This is a genomic window from Streptomyces sp. NPDC007189 (assembly GCF_040703635.1).
In the GTDB taxonomy this organism is placed as follows: Bacteria; Actinomycetota; Actinomycetes; order Streptomycetales; family Streptomycetaceae; genus Streptomyces.
The window spans coordinates 638,814-656,977 of record NZ_JBEYEY010000003.1; the positions used below are offsets into that span (position 1 = coordinate 638,814).

At 70.9% G+C, this 18,164-nt stretch carries 14 protein-coding genes; all 14 read left to right on the forward strand.

Annotated elements, in window-relative coordinates; genetic code table 11:
• Positions 1 to 340: 340 nt before the first annotated feature.
• Positions 341 to 1,246: a LysR family transcriptional regulator gene (locus tag AB0950_RS09010; RefSeq protein ID WP_360160605.1), complete on the forward strand. Its 906-nt coding sequence runs from the start codon at positions 341 to 343 to the stop codon at positions 1,244 to 1,246.
• A 156-nt stretch (positions 1,247 to 1,402) separates the two neighbouring features.
• Positions 1,403 to 2,572: a CoA transferase gene (locus tag AB0950_RS09015; RefSeq protein WP_360160534.1), complete on the forward strand. Its 1,170-nt coding sequence runs from the start codon at positions 1,403 to 1,405 to the stop codon at positions 2,570 to 2,572.
• 26 nt (positions 2,573 to 2,598) lie between these two features.
• Complete coding sequence (locus tag AB0950_RS09020) at positions 2,599 to 3,369, forward strand: crotonase/enoyl-CoA hydratase family protein (protein WP_366778162.1); 771 nt, start codon at positions 2,599 to 2,601, stop codon at positions 3,367 to 3,369.
• A gap of 20 nt (positions 3,370 to 3,389) precedes the next feature.
• Positions 3,390 to 4,145 (forward strand): acetoacetate decarboxylase, encoded by a 756-nt coding sequence (locus AB0950_RS09025; RefSeq protein WP_360160532.1) that lies wholly within the window; start codon positions 3,390 to 3,392, stop codon positions 4,143 to 4,145.
• Positions 4,142 to 5,134: a 3-hydroxyacyl-CoA dehydrogenase NAD-binding domain-containing protein gene (locus tag AB0950_RS09030; RefSeq protein ID WP_366778163.1), complete on the forward strand. Its 993-nt coding sequence runs from the start codon at positions 4,142 to 4,144 to the stop codon at positions 5,132 to 5,134. Before AB0950_RS09025 ends, AB0950_RS09030 begins: the two co-directional genes overlap by 4 nt.
• Positions 5,131 to 6,354 (forward strand): acyl-CoA dehydrogenase family protein, encoded by a 1,224-nt coding sequence (locus AB0950_RS09035; RefSeq protein ID WP_360574049.1) that lies wholly within the window; start codon positions 5,131 to 5,133, stop codon positions 6,352 to 6,354. The genes AB0950_RS09030 and AB0950_RS09035 overlap by 4 nt, the downstream gene beginning before the upstream one ends.
• 250 nt (positions 6,355 to 6,604) lie before the next feature.
• Positions 6,605 to 8,062 carry an AMP-binding protein gene (locus AB0950_RS09040; RefSeq protein WP_360574047.1) on the forward strand — a complete coding sequence of 486 codons (1,458 nt, stop codon included), beginning with the start codon at positions 6,605 to 6,607 and terminating at the stop codon, positions 8,060 to 8,062.
• A 21-nt stretch (positions 8,063 to 8,083) separates the two neighbouring features.
• On the forward strand, positions 8,084 to 9,835 hold the full coding sequence (locus AB0950_RS09045) for a DUF3556 domain-containing protein (RefSeq protein WP_366778164.1): 1,752 nt from the start codon (positions 8,084 to 8,086) through the stop codon (positions 9,833 to 9,835).
• Entirely contained in the window at positions 9,828 to 11,243 is a 1,416-nt protein-coding gene (locus AB0950_RS09050) for an NAD(P)/FAD-dependent oxidoreductase (protein WP_366778165.1), read from the forward strand. Before AB0950_RS09045 ends, AB0950_RS09050 begins: the two co-directional genes overlap by 8 nt.
• Positions 11,244 to 11,290: 47 nt before the next feature.
• Positions 11,291 to 12,502: a helix-turn-helix domain-containing protein gene (locus tag AB0950_RS09055; protein WP_366778166.1), complete on the forward strand. Its 1,212-nt coding sequence runs from the start codon at positions 11,291 to 11,293 to the stop codon at positions 12,500 to 12,502.
• Between the two features lie 277 nt (positions 12,503 to 12,779).
• Entirely contained in the window at positions 12,780 to 13,016 is a 237-nt protein-coding gene (locus AB0950_RS09060) for a hypothetical protein (RefSeq protein WP_366778167.1), read from the forward strand.
• 34 nt (positions 13,017 to 13,050) lie between these two features.
• Complete coding sequence (locus tag AB0950_RS09065; protein WP_360160524.1) at positions 13,051 to 13,854, forward strand: intradiol ring-cleavage dioxygenase; 804 nt, start codon at positions 13,051 to 13,053, stop codon at positions 13,852 to 13,854.
• 162 nt (positions 13,855 to 14,016) lie between these two features.
• The gene (locus AB0950_RS09070) at positions 14,017 to 16,452 is read left to right on the forward strand and encodes a LuxR C-terminal-related transcriptional regulator (protein ID WP_366778168.1); all 2,436 of its coding nucleotides are present in this window, start codon (positions 14,017 to 14,019) and stop codon (positions 16,450 to 16,452) included.
• A 391-nt stretch (positions 16,453 to 16,843) separates the two neighbouring features.
• Positions 16,844 to 18,164, forward strand: a 1,321-nt coding sequence (locus AB0950_RS09075; protein ID WP_366778169.1) for a DEAD/DEAH box helicase, incomplete at its 3' end; no start/stop codon positions are given.

Sequence of the window (18,164 nt, forward strand, 5' to 3'; positions counted from 1 at the left end):
ACGCTTGTCCGAGCGGCAACCACACGGAACCGATGGCACGCCGCCCAACGCGCATTCTCGACTCCGGTCCGTGGCAAGCTGCTTGATCCGGCCTCGGCGGACAGCAGGTTCTCCGTCTGCGGGCGGTACCCGCGGGCCACGGCATGTGAGCCGCACGGATGAGGCGGCGGAAGCAGCCGACGGCGTTGCAGCCCGGATGCCCGGATGCCCGGATGCCCGGATGCCCGGATGGCCCGGATGGCCCGGATCTCGGCCGTCGGCACCTGAGCGGCAGCGCCCGCCGCGATCGGTGCTCCTGCGGCCACGGAGTCCTGCCGTGGGTAGGGTGACCTGCGTGGACATGCTGCACCTGCGCTACTTCGTCGCCGTGGCCGAGGAACTCAACTTCTCGCAGGCGGCGCGCAGACTGCACATGGCGGCTTCTCCGCTCAGCCAGCGGATCAAGGACCTCGAACGCGAACTCGGTCACGAGCTCTTCGAGCGAACCACCCACCGCGTCGATCTGACCCCGGCGGGCGCCGCGCTGCTGCCGATGGCGCGCGACATCCTGGAACGGGTCAACTCGATCCCGTGGAGGCTGAGCGAGGCGGTGCGCCCACGGCTGGACCGGCTGTTCATAGGGATGCCCGCCGGAGTGCATCCGCTGCTGCGCGAGCGGGTCGGGCTATTGGAGGATGCCTGCCGGGAGGTGTGCGAACTGAAGCGCTGGCCGGGCACGTCGGCGGACCTGGCGGACGCGGTGCGCGACGGCAGGCTGGCCATGGCGCTGGCCCGGCTGCCGGTCTCCGACCCGGCGTTGGAGATCATCGAGGTGATGCGCGAGGTGCTCGGTGCCGCGGTGCCGGCCGACCGGTTCGCGGGACGGGCGTCCGTCACCCTGGAGGAGCTGGCCGACCTGTCGTACGTGGCCACGCCGAACGACGCCACTCCGGCCTATTTCGAGGAAATCGATGCCCATCTCAATTCGGTCGGCGTGAAGAAGAGGATCCGCATAAAAATGGCGGACTATTCCGGAAGCTCGGAACTGATCTCCTCCGGTATCGCTTTCTCGATGACCATGCTCTCGCCGGAGAGCCCCATGCATCTGTACCGCTTGGAGAACGTGGCCGTACTGCCCGTCGAGGACTTCCAGCCCACCCTGTCAACCGGCCTGTTGTTCCGCGCCGACAGGGCGAACGGCGGCGGGGACCTGAGTGAGGTCGCTGTCCGGGCCCGACGGATCTTCAACGAGGTCATCCACGTCTGACTGCTTTCCGCACGTCTTTTCCGTAGAATTCCAGCCTCGGTGTGACCGCTGTGGTCATACCCTTGTTCGCCAGTTGATCATTCCCTTCCGGTCTGTTCACGCATAACGTCGTCGGTGGAAAACATTCGCCATGAAATTAATGCGTGAACAGGAGTGATGATGGACATCACGGCCGCCGGCACCGCAGGTCCGCTGAACGGCGTGCGGGTCATCGATCTGTCAACGGTGGTGATGGGGCCCTACGCGGCGCAGATCCTCGGCGACCTCGGTGCCGACGTCATCAAGATCGAGTCCCCGTCCGACACGGTTCGGGTGGGTCCGTACCGCACCACGCCCGGCATGACTCCGCTCAACCTCAACGTCAACCGCAACAAGCGCAGCGTGACGCTGAACCTCAAGGACGACGCCGACCGCGCACGGGCCCTCGAACTCATCGACACCGCCGACGCGCTGATCACCAACATGCGCCCGGGCGCGCTCGCCCGCCTCGGCCTCGGCCACGCCGACATCGCCGCCCGCAACCCCGGTCTGGTCTACGCCCACGCCCAGGGATTCCGCAGCGACTCCGACCGGGCCGGCAACGCGGCCTACGACGAGACCGTGCAGGCCGCCTCCGGTCTGGTGGACGTGACCAACCGGGCGCTGGGCACCCCGGCGTACCTGCCGACGATCATCGGCGACAAGGTCTGCGCGCTGACCATCGCCTACTCGGTGCTCGCCGCGCTGGTCCACCGCGACCGCACCGGCGCCGGCCAGTACGTCGAGATCCCGATGACCGACACGCTCATCGCGTTCAACCTCGTCGAGCATCTGGCGGGGCATGTTTTCGAGCCGCCCGAGGGCCCCACCGGGTTCCCGCTGTCGATGAAGAGGGGGCACCGCGCGGTGCCCACCAAGGACGGCCTCGCCTGCGTCATGCCGTACAACCCGCAGAACTTCCGGGACTTCTTCCTGGCCGCCGACCGTGCCGATCTCGCCGCGGACCCGCGGGTCAACGGCGAGTCCATCGCCGATGACGACGTTGATGCCCTGATGGAGTTGGTGGGGGAGTGCTCGCCGAGCCTGACCACCGAGGAGTGGGAGCGGGTCTGCGCCAAGCACAGCATCCCGATGGCGCCCGTGCTCGAACTCGACCGGGCCGCCGAGAACCCGTACGTGCGCGGCGGCGGGCTGCTCGACGTGGTGGAGCACCCCAGCGAGGGCGCGATCCGCTCCGTCGGCATCCCGGTGCGGTTCTCCGCCACTCCGGGTTCGGTCCGCCGGCTCGCCCCGCTGCCCGGCCAGCACACCGAAGAGGTCTTCAAGGAACTCGAAGCCGGCCGCTGACCGGCCGTCAAGCAAGGACGCACACCATGCACAGCACCACCGAGGTGCGGACCGAGACCATCGGCTCCGCACTGCTCATCACCATCGACCGGACCCAGGCGCGCAACGCCGTCAACGCGGCCGTCGCCGCCGGACTGTCCGCGGCCGTCGACCAGTTGGAGGCGGACCCCGGCCTGCGGGCCGGCGTGCTCACCGGCGCCGGCGGCACGTTCAGCGCCGGGATGGACCTCAAGGCCGCGCTGGCCGGTGAATCGCCCGAGATCCCGGGGCGCGGCTTCGGCGGCCTGACCCAGGCCCGCACGACCAAGCCGCTGATCGCCGCAGTCGAGGGTTGGGCCATGGGCGGCGGTTTCGAACTCGCCTTGGCCTGCGATCTGATCGTCGCCGCGGGCGATGCCCGGTTCGGCCTCCCCGAGGTCAGGCGCGGGCTGATCGCGGCGGGCGGCGGAGTGATCCGGCTGCCCAAGCGCATCCCCTACCACCTGGCCATGGAACTGCTGCTGACCGGCGAACCGGTCACCGGCGAACGGGTCGGCCGGCTGGGCATCGCCAATCGTGTCGTGCCGGCCGGGGAAACCGTCGCGGTCGCCCTGCAGTTGGCCGAGCGGATGGCTCATAACGCCCCGCTGGCACTGGCCGCCGTCAAGGAACTCGTCCGCGCGGCCGACGGCGCGCCCGAGGAGGAGGCGTTCGCCGTGCAGGCGGAGCAGATGGCCCGGCTCGCCGCCTCCGCCGACGTACGCGAGGGCATGACCGCCTTCACCGAGCGCCGCTCCCCGGTCTGGCAGGGCCGGTAGGCCACGAGGGAGAACACACGATGCATCAGTACGACATACCCCGGCACATCGCGACGCCGCTCACCAACCCGGCCTATCCGCCGGTCGTGCCGCGCTTCACCAACCGCGAGTACCTCAACATCGTCTACCGCACCGACCACGAGGCACTGCGCGCCGTCGTGCCCGAACCGCTGGAGATCGACGAACCGCTGGTGCGCTTCGAGGTCATGCGCATGGGCGACGTCAGCGGATACGGACCGTACACCGAGTCCGGCCAGGCGATCCCGGTCCGCCACGAAGGCGAGCGGGGCGAGTACCTGCACGCGATGTACCTGGACAACCTTCCGGCCATCACGTCCGGCCGCGAGGCCAGTGCCTACCCCAAGACCGCCGGGTCGCCCGCCCTCTACGTCGACCACGGAGCGCTGGTCGGTGTCCTCGACGTGGGCACGCTGCGCGTGGCGACCGCCACGATGGGCTACAAGCACTACCAGCTGTCGGTCGAGGAGGCCGTGGCCCAGATCGGGGTGCCGACCTACATGCTGAAGCTGGTCCCCGGGTTCGACGGGGCGCCGCAGGTGGCGCAGTTGGTGCGCACCGAGATCACCGACATCACGGTCAAGGGCGCCTGGACCGGCCCCGCGCGGCTGCAGCTCTTCGAGCACGTGCTGGCCCCGCTGGCCGATCTGCCGGTGCGCGAGATCGTCTCCGCCAGCCACATCCTGACCGACCTGACCCTGGCGCCGGTCAAGCCCGTCCACGACTACCTGGCCCACCCCGCCCGCCCCGTGCGGTGAACACGGCCACGCACGCAGAAGGAAGACATGTGATGACCGAGCCATTCACCACCGCCGCGGTGGTCGGCGCCGGGACGATCGGCCTGTCCTGGGCCGCGCTCTTCGCCGGCCACGGCATGCGGGTTCACGTCACCGACCCGCGGCCGGACCTGGCCGACGCGGTCGCCGAGGCGCTCGACCGGGCGGCCGGGCAGCTGGCCGCGCAGGGCCTGGACACGCACGGCCTCGCCGAGCGGGTACTTATCGCTGACGATCTCGCCGACGCGGTGCGCGACGCCGACATCGTCCAGGAGAACGGGCCGGAGAACGCCGACTTCAAGCGGGAGCTGTTCACCACCCTGGTCGGCGCGGCCCCCGCACACGCGTTGCTGCTCAGCTCCTCCTCGGCGATCCCGGCCACGGCGTTCACCGACACCATCGAGGAGGCCGACCGGATCCTGATCGGTCACCCCTTCAACCCGCCGCACCTGGTGCCGCTGGTGGAGGTGGTGCCGGGGGAGCGCACCTCGCAGGAGAGCGCGGCGCGGGCCGTGGACTTCTACCGCTTCGTCGGCCGGGTCCCGGTCGTGGAACGCAAGGAGATCCCCGGCTTCGTCGGCAACCGCCTGCAGAACGCCCTCAGCCGGGAGGCGATCTACCTGGTCGAGCAGGGCGTCGTCAGCCCGGCAGAGCTGGACACCGTGATGGTGAACTCGCTCGGCCCGCGCTGGGCGACGGTCGGACCGTTCCTCGCCGCGCACCTCGGCGGCGGCCCCGGCGGCTACCGGCACATGGCGGAGCACATCGGCGTGTCGATGCGGAAGATGTGGGACTCCCTCGGCCGCCCAGAGCAGAGCCCCGAACAGACCGAACGGCTCGTCGCGGCCGTCGAGGACGCCTACGGCTCCCGTTCCTACGCCGACCTCAGCCGGGAACGCGACACCAAGCAGATCGCCGTGCTGTCCGCCCGTGACAGCGCCACCAGCGTGGAGAAGGAGACCCGGTCATGACCGCACTGCTGCCCGAGAGGGAATCCGAGAAGGCATCCGTCGACGCGCGGCTGGCCGCGGACTTCTACGACTTCGAGTCGCTGCTGCCGCCGCACGAGCGCGAACTGCTGCTGCGAGCCCGCTCCTTCATGCGCACCGAGGTCAAGCCGCTGGTCAACGAGTACTGGGCCAAGGGGGAGTTCCCCCGCGAGCTCATCGGCAGGTTCCGCGAGCTGGGTCTCGCCGGCGTGCCCTACGAGGGGTACGGCGATCCCCTGCCCGCCGGGAGCAACCTGCTGGTCGGCATGCTGTCGATGGAGTACACCCGCACCGACGCCTCCAGCGCCACCTTCTTCGGCGTGCACAGCGGCCTGGCGATGTACAGCATCTACCGCGGTGGCGACCAGGAACAGCGGGACCGGTGGCTGCCCTCGATGGCCGCGCTGGACACCATCGGCGCCTTCGCGATGACCGAGCCGCTCGGCGGCTCCGACGTGGCCGGGGGCATGCGCACCACGGCCCGCTGGGACGGCGAGAACTGGGTGCTCAACGGCGCCAAGCGGTGGATCGGCAACGCCACCTTCGCCGACCTGGTGGTGGTCTGGGCCCGCGACGAGGCGGACGACAAGGTCAAGGGCTTCGTGGTGGAGAAGGGCACCCCGGGCTTCTCCCCGGTGAAGATCGAGAACAAGATCGCGTTCAGGATCGTGGAGAACGCCGAGATCACCCTGACCGACGTCAAAGTGCCCGAGGCCAACCGGCTGCAGCGAATCAACTCCTTCCGTGACGTGGCGGAGATCCTCCGCGCCACCCGCAGCGGGGTCGCCTGGCAGGCCCTCGGCGTGATGATCGGCGCCCACGAGCTGGCGCTCCACTACGCCAAGGAACGCAGGCAGTTCGGCCGCCCGATCGCACGGTTCCAGATGGTGCAGGACCTGCTGGTCAAGAGCCTCGGCAACATCACCGCCTGCTGGGGCATGCTGGTCCGGCTCGCGCAGCTGCAGGACGCCGGCGTCTTCCGCGACGAACACTCCTCGCTGGCGAAGGCGTACGTCACCTCGCGGATGCGCGAGGTGGTCGCGTGGTGCCGGGAGATCTTCGGCGGCAACGGCATCGTGCTCGACTACGACATCGCCCGGTTCTTCGCCGACGCCGAGGCGATCTACTCGTTCGAAGGCACCCGCGAGATGAACACCCTGATCGTCGGCAAGGCGATCACCGGTGAGAGCGCCTTCGTCTGACCCCGGCTCCCCACGACCCCGCGCCGGCCCCGAGTGAAGCGTGCCTCGGGGCCGGCGCGGACCAGTGCCGGCGTGTCGCACCGGCTTCGTGCGCCGCGCACAAGTCCGGCCGCGAGCGTCGTCGTCCGCGCCCATGGGCTGCGAGCCCCGCCGATTCGTACCGTCTCTCCTCATGTACCGGACATCCGTCCCGCGTCGGGACGGACACCCCGTCCGCCCGACGTCCGTCGACGTACCACGAGGAGCCGACATGCACATCGCGGAACTGCCAGACCTGCGGGCCCGACGGGACGCGGACGGTCCCTGCACAGCCGACGAAACGTCGGTCCTGGACAATGCGGCGTTCGCCTGCCGCGTCCGCCGAGCCGCGGCGGCCCTGCGGGCGCGGGGGATCGGGCGGGGGGACGTGGTGGCACTGCTGCTGCCCAACACGGTGGACTTCGTCGTCGCGCTCTTCGCCGCCTGGCGACTCGGCGCGGCGGTGACCCCGGTCAACCCGGCGCTCACCGAGCACGAGGTGCGGTACCAGCTCGGCGACGCGAGTGCCGCGGTGGTCGTCACCGCGGAGCCCTCGCCACTCGCCGGGACGCTCACGGTGGCCGAACTGGGCGCCGCGACCGAGGACACGGCCGCACCGCAGACGGACGCGGACACGCTCGCCCTGCTGATCTACACCAGCGGCAGCACCGGGCGCCCCAAGGGTGTCATGCTCGACCACGCCAACCTCGCCGCGATGACGAGCATGATGATCGAGGCCGCCCGGCTCTCCGAGGCCGACCACAGCCTGCTGATCCTGCCGCTCTTCCACGTCAACGGGATCGTGGTCGGCGTACTGTCCCCGCTGCTGGCCGGCGGACGGGTCACGGTGGCCGGGCGGTTCCGCGCCGAGACCTTCTTCGACCTGGTCGCCGCCGCGCGCGCCACCTGCTTCTCCGCGGTACCGGCGATCTACTCGATGCTCACCGAACTGCCGGACCACGTACGGCCGGACACCTCGTCGGTGCGGTTCGCCGCCTGCGGGGCGGCCCCGATGCCGCCCGCACTCATCGAGCGGTTCGAGCACCGCTACGGCATCCCGATCCTGGAGGGCTACGGCCTCTCCGAGGGCACCTGCGCCTCCACCACCAACCCGCTGGACGGCCCGCGCAAGCCCGGTACGGTCGGACGGCCGCTGCCCGGCCAGCAGGTCGCCGTGATGGACCCGCAGGGCCGGATCCTCCCCGCGGGGGAGACCGGTGAAGTGGTCGTCCGCGGACCGAACGTGATGCGCGGCTACCTGGGCCGCCCCGAGGAGACCGCCCGCGCCGTGGTCGACGGCTGGCTGCACACGGGCGATGTCGGCCGCTTCGACGAGGACGGCTATCTGGTGCTGGTCGACCGCATCAAGGACATGATCATCCGAGGGGGCGAGAACATCTACCCCAAGGAGATCGAAACCGTACTCGGCGACCACCCCGATGTGCTAGAAGCCGCCGTGGTGGGTGCCGCCGACCCGCGGCTCGGCGAAGTACCGGTGGCGTTCGTGGCGCTGCGCCCGGGCGCGGCAACCGACGCGGGCGAACTGCTCGACCACTGCCGGGCCCGGCTGGCCAGGTTCAAGGTGCCCACCGAGATCACCTTCGTCGACCGGCTGCCCAGGAATCCCGTCGGCAAGACGGACAAACCCGCGCTGCGGGCCAGGACCAAAGCCGTCACCGTGGCCGGCTGAACAGGGAGCGGGAGGACAGGCATGGGATTTCTCGCACCGAACACGGCGGACGTCGACCTGCAGCAGTGGCGCAGCCGCCCCTACCAGCAACGCATCAGGCCGCTGGCAGAGCACTGGACCCTGCACGGCTTCGGCACCCCCGGCATCGTGCACCTGCTGTACCTGGTGAAGATCACCGCGTACGCGCTCGGCGGAATCGCGGTCGCCTCCGCGACCCCCGGCGTCGGCGACATCGCGCACTTCGGTTCCTGGTGGGCGCAGCCGATCGTCTATCAGAAACTCGTCGTCTGGACACTGCTGTGGGAGGTGCTGGGCCTCGGCTGCGGCTCAGGCCCGCTCAGCTCGCACTTCCTGCCGCCGGTGGGCGCCTTTCTGCACTGGCTGCGCCCCGGCACCATACGGCTGCCACCCTGGCCCGGCCGGATTCCGCTCACCGCGGGAGACCGGCGCACGGTGGCCGATGTGGCCCTGTACGCGGCGCTGCTGGGCACGGCGGTCTGGCTGCTGTGCTCACCGGGCGAGTCAGGCGACCCGGGCTCGTCCGGCGTGCTGGCTCCGTGGCGCGTCGCCGTCGTCGCCGCGCTGCTCGCGCTGCTCGGGCTGCGCGACAAGACCGTCTTCCTGGCCGCCCGCGCGGAGCACTACGGTCTGACACTCGTGGTCTTCCTCTTCCCGGTGAGCGACATGACCGCCGCGCTGAAACTCGTCATGCTCGCCCTGTGGTGGGGCGCCGCCTCCTCCAAGCTCAACCGCCACTTCCCGTTCGTGGTGGCGGTGATGATCAGCAACAGCCCGCTGCGCCCGGCCTGGTTCAAACGCCGGCTGTACCGCCGTTACCCCGACGATCTCAGGCCGTCCGCTCTCGCCGCCGCGGCCGCGCACGGCGGCACGGCCGTCGAGTACGTGGTGCCGCTGGTCCTGGTGCTCTCGCACGGCGGGACCGTCACCACGGTCGCGCTGGCCGTGATGGTCGTCTTCCATCTGCACATCATGTCGACCTTCCCGATGGGCGTACCGCTGGAGTGGAACGTCTTCTTCGTCTACTCGGCGCTCGTTCTCTTCGGCCACGACGCGGCGGTCGGCGCCTTCGCCCTGCACTCCCCGCTGCTGGCCGCGTTGCTGGTCTTGAGCCTGGCCGTGGTCCCTCTGCTCGGGCACCTCCGCCCCGACCTGGTGTCCTTCCTCCCCTCGATGCGCTACTACGCCGGCAACTGGGCCACCAGCCTGTGGTGCTTCCGCAAGGGCACCGAGCACCGGCTGGGCGAGCACGTCGTGAAGGCGTCCGGTCTGCCCGTGGACCAGCTCACCTGCCTGTACGGAGCCGACGCCGCCGAGCTGGTGCTCACCCAGGGGCTGGCCTGGCGGGCGATGCACAGCCACGGCCGCGCGCTGGCCGGCCTGCTGCCGCGGGCCGTGGACGACGTGGAGTCCTACGATGTGCGGGACGGCGAGACCGTGGCGGGAGCGGTCCTCGGCTGGAACTTCGGCGACGGCCATCTGCACAACGAGCAGCTGGTGGCCGCCGTACAGCAGCGGTGCGGTTTCGCGCCGGGCGACCTGCGCGTCGTCGTGCTGGAGTCCCAGCCGACCCACCGGCAGCGCCAGCACTACCGCATCGTGGACGCGGCGAGCGGCCTGGTCGAGGAGGGACACGTGAACGTAGGGGAGATGGTGACCCGGCAGCCCTGGCTCGACGACGAAACGCCTGCGATTCCCGTCGAGCCCGTCGCGTGCCCGCGACCGGCGACCGAGGCGGCGGCCGCACATGAGTGACGCGATCGTGGTGGGGGCCGGCCCGAACGGGCTGGCCGCCGCCGTGGCCCTGGCCCAGCGGGGGCTGAAGGTGACCGTCCTGGAGGCCGCCGACGAGATCGGCGGCGGCACCCGCAGCAGCGAACTGATCCTCCCCGGACTCCTGCACGACCACTGCTCCGCGGTCCACCCGCTGGGCGTCGGCTCGCCGTTCCTGCGCACCCTCGGCCTGGAGCAATACGGTGTCGACTGGGCGTGGCCCGAGGTCGATCTGGCCCACCCGCTGGACGGCGGGCGGGCCGGGGTGCTGCTCCGCTCCATGGAGCGGACCGTGCGCGGGCTCGGCGTGGACGGGCCCGCCTGGCAGCGGCTGTTCGCCCCCCTGGCCGACGACTTCGATGCGCTCACCGAGGACGTGCTGCGCCCGGCGCCGCATCTGCCCGCCCACCCGGTGGCGCTGGCCAGGTTCGGGCTCAGGGCACTCCAGCCCGCCACAGCGGTGGCCCGGCGCTGGCGCACCGAGGAAGCCAGGGCGCTGTTCGCGGGGGCGGCGGCACATCTGATGTACTCGCTGACCGGGCCGGCCGGTTCCGCGGTCGGGCTGATGCTCGTCGGGGCCGCCCACCGCTTCGGCTGGCCGGTCGCCCGCGGCGGCTCCAAGACCATCACCGATGCGCTGGCCTCACTGCTCGGCCGGCTCGGCGGAACCGTCGAGACAGGGGTGCGGGTGGACTCGCTGGCCGAACTGGCCCCCGCCCGGATCGTCATGCTCGACACCGCGCCCGAAGCCGCGGCACGCATCTGCGGCGACCGGCTGCCCGGCCGGGTGCGCCGGGCCTATCGCGGCTGGCGGCACGGCCCGGCGGCGTTCAAGGTCGACCTCGCCGTCCAGGACGGCATCCCGTGGACCCATGAGGCATGCCGCCGCGCGGGCACCGTGCACCTGGGCGGAACCTTGGAGGAGGTCGTCCGTACGGAGGCGCAGACCGCCGCCGGGCGGATGCCCGAGCGCCCGTTCGTCCTGGTCGGCCAGCAGTACCTCGCCGACCCCGGCCGCTCCCGCGGCGACATCCACCCTGTCTGGGCGTACGCCCACGTTCCGCACGGCCACCCCGGTGACGCCACGGAGGCGGTGCTGCGCCAGATCGAGCGGTTCGCGCCCGGGGTCCGGGAGCGGATCGTGGGACTTTCGGCGCGCTCGGCCACCGAACTGGCCCGGTACAACGCGAACTTGGTCGGTGGCGACATCGTCGCCGGTGCCAACACCGCACGGCAGGTCGCGCTGCGCCCCCGATTGTCCCTCGACCCCTACAGCACCGGCATCCCCGGCGTGTACCTGTGCTCGGCGGCCACCCCACCCGGTGCGGGGGTGCACGGCATGTGCGGTGCGAACGCCGCCCGCTCCGCACTGCGGTACCTGGCCCGGTGAGCGGTCCCGTGCAGCGGCCGGAGGGGGCACCGGATCCGGTCGTTCTCGTGGCCCAGGTGATACAGGCCAACCGGGACGACCTGATCGCCAGGCTGGTCGCCGCTACCGAGGCGGAGATCGCCCAACTGGAACACGACGAACCGCTGCACAGGCTCCTGGAAGCCAGCATCACCGAGAACATCGTCACTGCCTTGCACGTCATCATCAACCGCATCGATCCGCAGACCGTGGACGCGCCGGCCTCGGCCGTCTCCTACGCCCGCAGGCTCGCCCAGCGCGACGTTCCGCTCTCCGCCCTGCTGCGCGCCTACCGGCTCGGCCATGCGCAGAGCCTGGACCTTGTCTTCGGCGAGGCCGTCCGCCTGGGGTTGCCGGACCCGGCCGGCACCGTGATCACCCTGGTCAGCCTCAGCTCCGCCTATGTGGACCGGGTCTGCGACCAGATCGGCCGTGTCTACGAGGAGGAGCGTGAACGCTGGGTGGGTACCCGTGGCATGCTGCGCCAGTACTGGGTCAGCCAGCTCCTCGACAACCCACGTGTCGATCTACGGCAGGCCGAGGCCGCCCTCGACTACCGGTTGTCCGGCAACCATATGGCCGTCGAGGGCTGGCTCCGCGACCCCGCGGCGACCACCGACCCCACCGCCGTCTTCGACCGGCTGGCGTCGTTGCTGTCCACCGTCCTGCGTGCCCATGGCCGCCCCCTTCTGTTCCACACCGACGAGGCTGACGCACGCATCTGGCTGGCCGTCAGGCCCGACTGCCCGTTGGACCCCGACACCGTCGCCACCGAATTGGCCGACGCCGCGCTACCGGTGCGGGTCGCCCTCGGCATCGTCCGCCCGGGCCTCGACGGCTTCCGCCGCAGCACCCGCGCGGCAGCCCGCGCCAAGGCCCTCGCCCTCTCCGCGGGGGCCGGCACCCCCGAAGTGGTGGCCTTCACCCGCGTCGCCCCCGTCGCTCTGCTGGTCGAGGAACCCCGCGAACTGGCCGACTTCGTCTTCGACACACTGGGCGAGCTCGCCGTGGACGACCGACGCCGCGAACTCCTGCGCGAGACGCTGCGCGTGTTCCTCGCCACCAACCGCAGCTACGCCGCCACCGCGGACCAGCTGATGGTGCACCGCAACACCGTCCACTACCGCGTCCAGCGCGCCGTTGACCACTACCACCTCGATCTCGACGCCAACGCCTTCGACCTCCACTTCGCTCTCACGATCTGCCGCTGGCACGGGTCGAAGGTCCTGCGCCGCGAGTGAAGACGACCGGCACGGGCCGCGATCCCCGGGGCGCATGGCCGGCGGCCATGCGCGCGAGGGCGTGCCGAGTGCGCGCCTGACCACTTTCTGGCCGCCCACGTGCAGTCGGGGACGGATCGCGGCGCCGAAGGAGCCCGGCTTCTTCGGCGAGTACGACACCAGGAGGTTCTTCCTCTGCTGGTGGGACACGGAGGCTGATGACTGCACCGAGCCCATTTCGTGCACCACGACGTGCCTTGGCCCGTGACGTATGACGTGATGCCAACCCTGAGGAACGGTGCTCACCGCGCGGATGGCCCAGGCCGACGCCGACAACCTGAACCGGGCGGTCTCGCTGTCCGAGCGGCGCCGCATCCGCGTCGGCACGGTGTCGCCGCCCGCGCATGGCCCCACACGACGTCAGGCCCTCCTCCTGCCGATCCGGATCGTCATGGGCGCGGCGACCGTGTACGGCGCGCACGCGGCACCCGTGGAGGGTTTCGTAACGCGGTCGCCTCGTGGGTCGTCCGTGTGATCCCGTGAGCCGTCTCAGGTGCCATGCTCACGCCATGACTGACATCCCCCACCACAACACCGTGGAACCGCAGCGCGACCTCCAGCAGTCGGACGTTCCCGCAGGTGCCACCCGCAGGTCCGTCATAGCCGCCTTGGGCGGCGCCACCCTCGGCGTGGCCGCTGTGGGTCTCGCCGCCACGCAGGCGACCGCCGACACCGAGCACCAGGCCGCGGTCCGGCCGGCTGCGGCCTGTGTCCTCACGCCCGAGCAGACCGAGGGGCCGTACTACCTGGACCTGGAGACGGTCCGCAAGGACATCACAGAGGGGAAGGCGGGTGTTTCGCTGACCCTCCGCGTGAGGGTGGTCGACGCAGCGACCTGCGCCCCGCTGCCCCAGACCGCGGTCGACATCTGGCACTGCGACGCCCTCGGGGTCTACTCCGGTTATGTCGCCGGCGGTTCCACCCCGGACACCACCTTCCTGCGCGGCGTGCAGCTGACCGACTCCGCCGGTGTCGCGGAGTTCACCACCATCTACCCCGGCTGGTACGTCGGCCGGGCCCTCCACATCCACGTCAAGACGCATGTGGGAGGCACCGTGTCCAACGGGACGTACCACGGTGGCCACGTGTCCCATACCGGCCAGCTCTACTTCCCGGAGGCGTACAACACCAGGATCGCTGCCCTGTCCCCGTACCGGAGCAACACGGCCACCCGCACGCTCAACGCGCGGGACGGCATCTACCGCAACGGCGGGTCCTCGACCCTGCTGACCCTCACCCAGGCAGGCAGCGACCTCGGCAAGGGAGTGACCGGAACCGTCGTCCTCGGCATCGACCCCGCCGCCACCCCCTGACGCACCTGGACGCTTGCAGTGGCCGGCCCCGCCAGGTGTCGGCCATCGCATGCGCGGCTGCGGCCGGCACTGCTCCTGCCGGAGCCGCCCGGCGCAACGTCGTACAGACACATGGCTGAAGGCGATGGTTTGGTTCCGGGGCGGTGCGGCCAGGAGTCGGGCATGAGCCGGAGTCGAACGTGTGAAGTGTGCGGTGCGACGTTGACCGCGAGGCCGCACGGGGGTCGGCCGGCTCGATACTGCTCCAGCGCCTGTCGGCAGCGGGCGCTGCGGCGACGGGCGGCTTCGGGTGTCACGCCTGCGGTCTCGACGGCCGGTGGGAGCGTCCTGCCGTCGGCGCTCGACTCCTTCGTCGGCCGGCAGCGCGAGCTGTCGGGCCTGCGTACCCTCCTGAGGAGCTCGCGCCTCCTCACGCTGACCGGTGCGGGCGGTGCGGGCAAGACCCGGCTGGCGCTGGAGTTCGCCAAGGAATTACCGAGGCGCTTCACACGAGTAGACCTCGTGGAACTCGCCTCGCTCCAGGACGGCGCGCTGGTGACGCAGTCCCTGGCCGCCGCGCTGGGGGTGGGCGAACGAGCGGGCCGGACCGGCGTCGACGTGCTGGTCCGGGCGATCGGTGACGCCTCCCGGGTGCTGATTCTGGACAACTGTGAGCATCTGGCCGAGCCGTGCGCCCGGCTGGCGGAGACCCTGCTGGGCCGCTGCCCACGTCTGCGGATCCTGGCCACCAGTCGGGAGACCCTGAGGGTGCCCGGAGAGACCGTGTTCCGGCTCGGCGAGCTGTCCCTGCCGCCGGCCGACGCCGGAGACGATGTGACGGCCCTCATGCAGTCCGATGCCGTACGGCTCTTCGTCGACCGCGCCGCGGGCAGCTCCCCGGGGTTCGCGCTCCATCGCGGCAACGGCCATCTGGTGGCCGAGATCTGCCGACGCCTGGACGGCCTGGCGCTCGCAGTCGAACTCGCGGCCCGCCACGTCGGTGCGCTCGCGCTGAGCGACATCCTGGCAGGGCTGGACGACCAGTTCTGCCAGTTGGACCTTCTGATCGGGGGAAGCAGAACCGGACCCGCACGCCACAGCGGGTTCGCCGCAGCTGTCGACTGGAGCCATCGGCTGCTGGATCCGGCCGAGCAGGCGGTCTTCCGGCGCCTATCGGTCCTGGTCGGCGGGTTCGACGCGACCGCTGCGCAATCGGTCTGCGCCGGTGACGGCATAGGCCGGCGGCAGGTATTCCGCATCCTGTGCGCTCTGGAAGCGAAGTCGCTCGTCGTACGTCTGCCGGGAGAGACGGCGCCCACACGCTTCAGGCAGTTGAGTGCCATCCGTGCCTGCGCCCTGGACCGTCTGCGTGCATCCGGCGAGCTTTACGCCACCCTGCGCCGGGCGCTCGCGTGGCTGACCGAGCTGGCCGGGCGAGGGCGCGAGGAGGTGTTCGCCGACCAGGCCGGCAGCCCGCTCGCGGCGGAACGGGACAATCTCGTGTCGGTACTGGCCTGCAGCGCCGGCCACGGCGATGCCGTACTGGCGCGGCTGACACTGGAGCTGGCACGTGTGCACTACCAGCAGGAGCAGCCGTCGGCCGCCCGTGCGCTGCTCACCGGACTGATGCGAGAACCCGGCGACCTGGCGCTGGGTGGGCAGGTGCCGGCGCTCGCCGCGCGCGTGGCCTGCCAGCAGGCCGATCTGGACGAGGCGCTGTGTCTGGGGGAGCAGGCGGTGCAGAGCGAACGGATGCGCGGTGACGCCGCCGGACTGGCCAACGCCCTGGATGCCCGGGCCGCGGCGCGCCTGTGCCGCGGTGAGTTCGCCGAGGCCGTCGCGGATCTGAGGGAGTGCCTGGAGGTCGTCGCTTCCTCCGGCAGGCCGCAGGACATTGCTTGGTGCACCCATCACCTGGCCTGGGCGCTGCTTCAGTCCGGTGGCGAGCTGGAGGCCGACGAACTGATGACACGGTGTCTGCCCGTGCTGAGGCAACAAGCGCCGTGGCCTCGGATCGCGGCCGCGCTGCACACCGCGGGAGCCGTACGGCTGGCCTTGGGGCGTCTGCGCAGCGCGGAGACCTTGTTCGCCGAGGTGCTGCGGATCGCTCCAGGGGCCAGTTTCCATGCCCTGTACCCCGTGGAGGGCCTGGCCCTCGTGGCCGCGGAGAGCGGCGACATGCAGCGTTCGCTGAGGCTGTACGAGGCGAGCGTGCAGGCGCGGCGTCGCCTGGACACCGAGCCCGAGGCTCCCTGGCGGCACAGGATGGAACAGGCGGCGGCGCGTGCCCGGACACGGCTGTCGGCTGCGGCGCGGGAGGCTGCCGTCGCCGGTGCCCATGGGCTGCGCGGAGAGCGGCTGGTCGCGTACGCGCTCGGCGCGGGGAGCGGCGAGGACCGATCGAGGCGCGATGTCCGCGCCACCGACGAGCGGCTCCGGCTCACCGTAAGGGAGTCCACGGTGGCCGAACTCGTCGCCGAAGGCCTGACCAACCGGCAGATCGCGGAGAGGCTCGGCCTTTCGGTCCACACGGTCGCCACGCACCTGGACAGGATCCGCGACAAGCTGGGCCTGCGCTCTCGCACGCAAATCGCACTGTGGGCAGCCATCCGTCAATGACTGGCGGGCGTCAGCCGGGGAGCGAGCCACTGCACGCTGGAAGAACGCCGTTGACCTGCGAAAAGCCCGTACACGATTCGGTTCGGGGACGCTTGCGGCAACAGCTTCCGGCACTACTTCCGTCGAAAGCGCCCGGGAACTGGATACCGATCACCGACGTGGCGGAATGGATGGGCCACTGCTGGTGGTACAGGGAGCCCGGACCAGGTATGCCGGAAGGGCTGTCAGGCCGGGCGATTGGCATCACGGGCGCGATGGTGTGCCTTGTGTTAGCGTTACGCGCTTGCGTGGTCGTCGCGGTGGGCGATTCTGCCTGCTTGGTTCCGCTGGTGCGCGGGCTGTTCAATCCTGCCGGGCCTTCCTCGGTACGTTCCCCTGCGGAAGGCTGTTCATGAAGCACCCCGACGACTGCGGCATCGCTCACGGCGGTTCAGCCCGGCCCGGGGCCGCGACCCCGGCGCTACCCCCGGGCGTCTCCTTCGCCGGCCTGCGCCTGCCGGTGGAGGTGCTGCGGACACTGAGCGAACTCGGGGTGCGCGAACCCTTTCCGATCCAGGCCGCCACACTGCCCGATGCCCTGGAGGGGCGCGACATCCTGGGACGCGGGCGCACCGGATCAGGCAAGACGCTCGCTTTCGGCCTGCCGCTGCTCGCACGGACGGCCGGGCGGCGCGCCGAACCGAAGCAGCCCCTCGCTCTGATCCTTGTGCCCACACGGGAACTGGCCCAGCAGGTCACCCAGGCGCTGGCGCCGTACGCCGAGGCACTGCGGCTGCGAATGGCCACGGTCGTCGGCGGCATGTCGATCGGCCGGCAGGTCGCCGCGCTGCGCCAGGGAGCCGAGGTGGTCGTCGCCACCCCCGGACGCCTGCACGACCTGATCGAGCGCAACGCCTGCCGCCTGGGACGGGTGAGAATCACCGTGCTGGACGAGGCCGACCAGATGTGCGACCTGGGATTCCTGCCGCAGGTTGCCGACGTGCTCGACCAGATGAACCCCGACGGTCAGCGGATGCTTTTCTCGGCCACCCTGGATCGCGACGTCGATCAACTGGTCCGCCGCTACCTCCACGACCCCGTCGTCCACTCGGTCGACCCGTCCGCGGGCACGGTCTCGAGGATGGAGCACCACGTTCTGGTCGTGCACGGCCCTGACCGCTACGCCGTCACGACGGAGATCGCCGCCCGTGACGGCCGCGTACTGCTGTTCCTCGACACCAAGCACGCCGTCGACCAGCTCACCCGGCATCTGCGGGCCAGCGGGGTGCACGCCGGGGCCCTGCACAGCGGCAAGTCCCAGCCACAGCGCACACGGACCCTGGCGCGGTTCAAGAACAGCCAGATCACCGTTCTGGTGGCCACCAATGTCGCGGCCCGTGGTCTGCACGTCGACGACCTCGATCTCGTGGTCAACGTAGACCCGCCCACCGATGCCAAGGACTATGTGCACCGGGCGGGCCGCACCGCCCGCGCCGGTGCGTCCGGCAGCGTGGTCACGCTCGTGCTGGCGGGCCAGCGCCGTGAGACGAGCAGCATGATGGCCGGGGCCGGCATCGAGCCGACCGTCACCAAGGTGCGCTCGGGCGAGGCGGAGCTGAGCCGGATCACCGGTGCCAGGGCTCCCTCCGGGATCCCGCTCGACGGCGGGCCCGCCGTCCCCCGGCCCAAGAACAGCAACGCTCCCTTCCGCGGCCTCGGCACCAGCAAGGACC